Annotated in this window: 4 protein-coding genes and 1 pseudogene; 3 read left to right on the top strand and 2 right to left on the bottom strand. The window is 55.6% G+C overall.

Annotation, left to right across the window (positions count from 1 at the left end):
- On the top strand, positions 1-406 hold a 406-nt coding region (locus GYA94_RS23540), incomplete at its 5' end, for an HNH endonuclease (protein ID WP_255326981.1).
- Between the two features lie 142 nt (positions 407-548).
- Here GYA94_RS23540 and GYA94_RS23535 read toward each other — a convergent pair.
- A complete protein-coding gene (locus tag GYA94_RS23535) occupies positions 549-812 on the bottom strand; it encodes a DUF3077 domain-containing protein (protein WP_161893201.1) in 264 nt (87 codons plus the stop codon).
- Between the two features lie 160 nt (positions 813-972).
- Complete coding sequence (locus GYA94_RS23530; protein ID WP_110677716.1) at positions 973-1215, bottom strand: hypothetical protein; 243 nt, start codon at positions 1213-1215, stop codon at positions 973-975.
- A gap of 486 nt (positions 1216-1701) precedes the next feature.
- Here GYA94_RS23530 and GYA94_RS23525 point away from each other — a divergent pair, with 486 nt between their 5' ends.
- Together GYA94_RS23525 and GYA94_RS23520 are read left to right on the top strand one after the other, a co-directional pair.
- On the top strand, positions 1702-2418 hold the full coding sequence (locus GYA94_RS23525; protein ID WP_161893200.1) for a hypothetical protein: 717 nt from the start codon (positions 1702-1704) through the stop codon (positions 2416-2418).
- 361 nt (positions 2419-2779) lie between these two features.
- Positions 2780-3451, top strand: a pseudogene (locus GYA94_RS23520) (transposase); the annotation flags it as partial.

Below are 3451 nucleotides of genomic sequence, written 5' to 3'. Positions count from 1 at the left end.
ACTTCCCTGGACGCTTACGGATGAAGCGCTCGTAACAAACATAGAAGAAGATGCGTATGTCTTTGAATCGTTCAGTGAGGGCAGCAAAACAAGCTACTTCGGCACCCGCTACGAGCGCCGCAAAGACCTCAGGATAAAAGCAATCGCCTTCCACGGGCTTGATTGCAAGGCTTGTGGATTTGATTTCGAACAGGCTTACGGTGAGCATGCGAAGGGTTTTATCCACGTTCACCACCTAGTACCGATTTCTAAATACGGCGGGGAGCAGACCGTCAACCCTGAGACAGATCTGGTGACCCTGTGTGCCAACTGCCATGCGGTGGTGCACCGCAAGCGGGACATGACTCTAAGTATTGAGGAGTTGAAAGGTATGCTACGCGTGCGATGGGTCAACGATTCGGTGTAGATAAGAATGCGGGCAACGACTTAATCGATATCCCTACGGAGGACTCTGCACCCAGCTTCTCCGGCTAGGCCGTAATGTCGGATCGCCTTCGAGACCGGTAGTTGATGTTGGTCTCGAAGACATTCGTGGAGGACTTGGTCAGTCAGCGCATCATTCCCAGCCTGGCGTCATCCATAAGCGCTTTCGCCATGGCGCAGAGATAGTGCGAAGCCCATATCAGCTGCGGTTTGTCTTCCATCAAACCGTCCAAGGTCATATCCTGTGCATAACCCATCAGTTCCGAGGCTTGCTCACGGGCGCTCTGACACGGGATGCCAGCTTCGATGCGGAAGAGGGGATGGGTCTGATTCGTACCTTGGTAAAAGGTAGTTTTGCCAACGGTGAATCTGGTTTCTTCTGTAGACATTGTTCAATCTCCCCGAAATCTCAAGTAACTGGGCTGGCCTTATTGCCAACAAACTACACAGCTGTTCACAAGCGCCAAGGCCTGTGACATAGGTCAGTTAACTGCCGGGACTTGGCTTGCCACTGATGGATCATGCCCAGGCGGCACAATCAGTTAGGCCTCAGTGCGAAGTGCTGGGCTCGGTAGGCACCTGCAGCTGAGCCAACGCGGACTCAAGCAAAGCGCGCAGCGTCTCCAATTCATGCATCGAGGTCATCATCAGAATCGAGACAGGCGACTTGGGCTGCAGCAGTATTGCTTGATGCACAACGGTCGCCGCGCACAGCGCGTACTCCGATGCCTGGATCAAGGTGTCTTCAAGGCAGAGAGTTTTGTGTGGTGGATCTGGAACGATCTTGAGCATGCTGTAACTCCAACGTCGAAAAGTGGAGCTACCTCAACCTTGCTGTCAAACAAGAGGGTGGCAGCTGTACGCGGGTTGACAGACCGAGACGTTGGCACTCGGCGCACCAGAGGGTGCCCGCACGTACAGCCACCATAAAAGTGTGCACATGAGGACAACGTCAGCGGTCTGTCAAAACCGGTCGCTGAATTGGCAGCGACCAGCCGAGACTAGAACCCACATTGACCATGCGCAATGAAAATCAGGCGCAGCGAGTATCTTTGGGAAATGCCCTACAAGGAAGTTCTTTTTTCTGATGCTTTCCCCGCATTTACCGTCAACTTTCGCAGTGTTCACTGCTCTGCCAACCCAACAAACCTCTCGAAAAGCAAACTGCCCACCCATCCCTGTATCCAGTCATGTCCCCATGATGGCAAACGGTCACCATGGACTTCCGCCCTCTAATCCCCCGAAACTGCCCCCATCGCACCCAGACCAAGGCAGGTCATGACCAACCTCAAGCGCGCCACCTCCCTCCTGCTGTTGCTGGCCACAGCCTCACTCACCGCGTGCCTCCCCTGGAAACGCGAACGCGCCGCTTACGCGGACCTATGCGAATCCGAGTTCCAGTTCAAAGTGCCAAGCCCGCAGGGCGAAACCACGCTCTACCTGGAAACCTACCTCTACGACCACGCGGCACAGTGGGGTGAAAAGCGTTACGAGCAAGGCCTGCACGTGCAGTACCCAGGCGAGGAATACCCGCGGCCAGAATTTTTCGTTCAGATGATCGCTTACAACAAAGACCGCCAGCGCCCGTCCACCGACTCAAAACGTGGTGAACCGCCGATTCCGGTGCTGTACGACAGCCGCCAGGCCTACATCATTTTTGAAGACGGCTCGCGCCTGAATGCGCGGCCCGAGGTTTACGTAGGCCTCAACGATGTCTACGACTATCCCTCAGTGAATGAGCGGGCTGCCAGGCCGTCCCCGTACGACATCAACAGCGATGAAGTGCACCGGATGATCCCCAAGCTCACCAACAACAAGCGCTACGGCTCGGCGTATGTAATCTTCCAGACGGACAAGCTGAACGCTGACTCCAAGTGGACCATTCACCTGGGCAGCTTGCAGGTGCAGGGGCGCACAGTGGCGATTCCGCCACTGCAGTTGTGTTATCACCCGGCAAAGAAATGGATCGGCATCGAGCCGCTGATGAAGCCGTGAACCTTCGGCTAGGTTGGCTTGGTGATGTATTGCTGGGGCGAACGGGGAAATTTTGTCAGGAGTGCTGATTTTTTCTTGAGTTTGGCATTGCTGAACGGGGCTGGCGAGCAGGGGACCGCTTTGCGGTCCGGTCGCGACGCAAGGCCGCTTGTGTCTTGAGAGAGGATTAGCATCTGGAGTGAGAGCGGTGAATGACAAGCTGAATGCCGCAGGTGCCTAGAGCACGAGTATGAGCAGAAGCTGTCATGCACCGTTCCACTTTGGCGAGAGCCCGGACAGTTGGATGCGGCTCTGATCTCGAATCACAAGCGTGGGCCAAGTCAAAGTCCTCTCACAGTGTTGAGTTCAGGAGGGTTTGGTGATGGCGCCCTTCCTGGGTATCGATGTTTGCTGTCTTTCACTCGATGCGCTGGTGCGGCCACAGGGCATGAAAATTCATGTGAGCAATGATCCGGCAGGCTTTGAGGAACTGCAACGAAGCCTCAGTGGGCACAGCATCTGGCGCGTTTTGCTGGAGGCTACCGGCAGTTACGAGCGAGATGACGACCTGAGGCGCTTGAGGCAGGCGCAGTCCACCGTTGTGACCGACTTCCTGAAGGCCGACCTTAAGCACTTCAAATCGCAGATCAAGCGGGTTGAGCAAGAAATCGCTCAGCAAACGGAAAAGCTGAATGATAAACGGGTTGCTCAGCTGGTTCAGGTCAAAGGCATTGGAATGGTGACGGCGGGCAAGCTTGTAACGCTGCTGCCAGAACTGGGGCGTGTTGAGTCCAGAGAAAAGCCTCATTGGTTGGGGTGGCGCCCTTCAACCACGACAGCGGAAAGTCCGTAGGCAAACGCTCTATTTCAGGAGGGCGGTTTGAGGCCCGGCGACCACTTTACATGTCATGCCTTGTGGCGATGAAGTACAACCCAGCGCTCAAGGCCCGTTATGAGGCGCTGCGCGCACGCGGGAAACTTGCCAAGGTCGCTATCGTGGCGTGCATGCGGATCTTCCTGGTGCGACTCAATGCCATGCTCAGGACTGGCGAGC

The sequence above is a fragment of the Pseudomonas juntendi genome, assembly GCF_009932375.1.
In the GTDB taxonomy this organism is placed as follows: Bacteria; Pseudomonadota; Gammaproteobacteria; order Pseudomonadales; family Pseudomonadaceae; genus Aquipseudomonas; species Aquipseudomonas juntendi.
The sequence above is the reverse complement of the archived record's forward strand: the minus strand, read 5'-3'. Positions and strand labels throughout refer to the sequence as shown.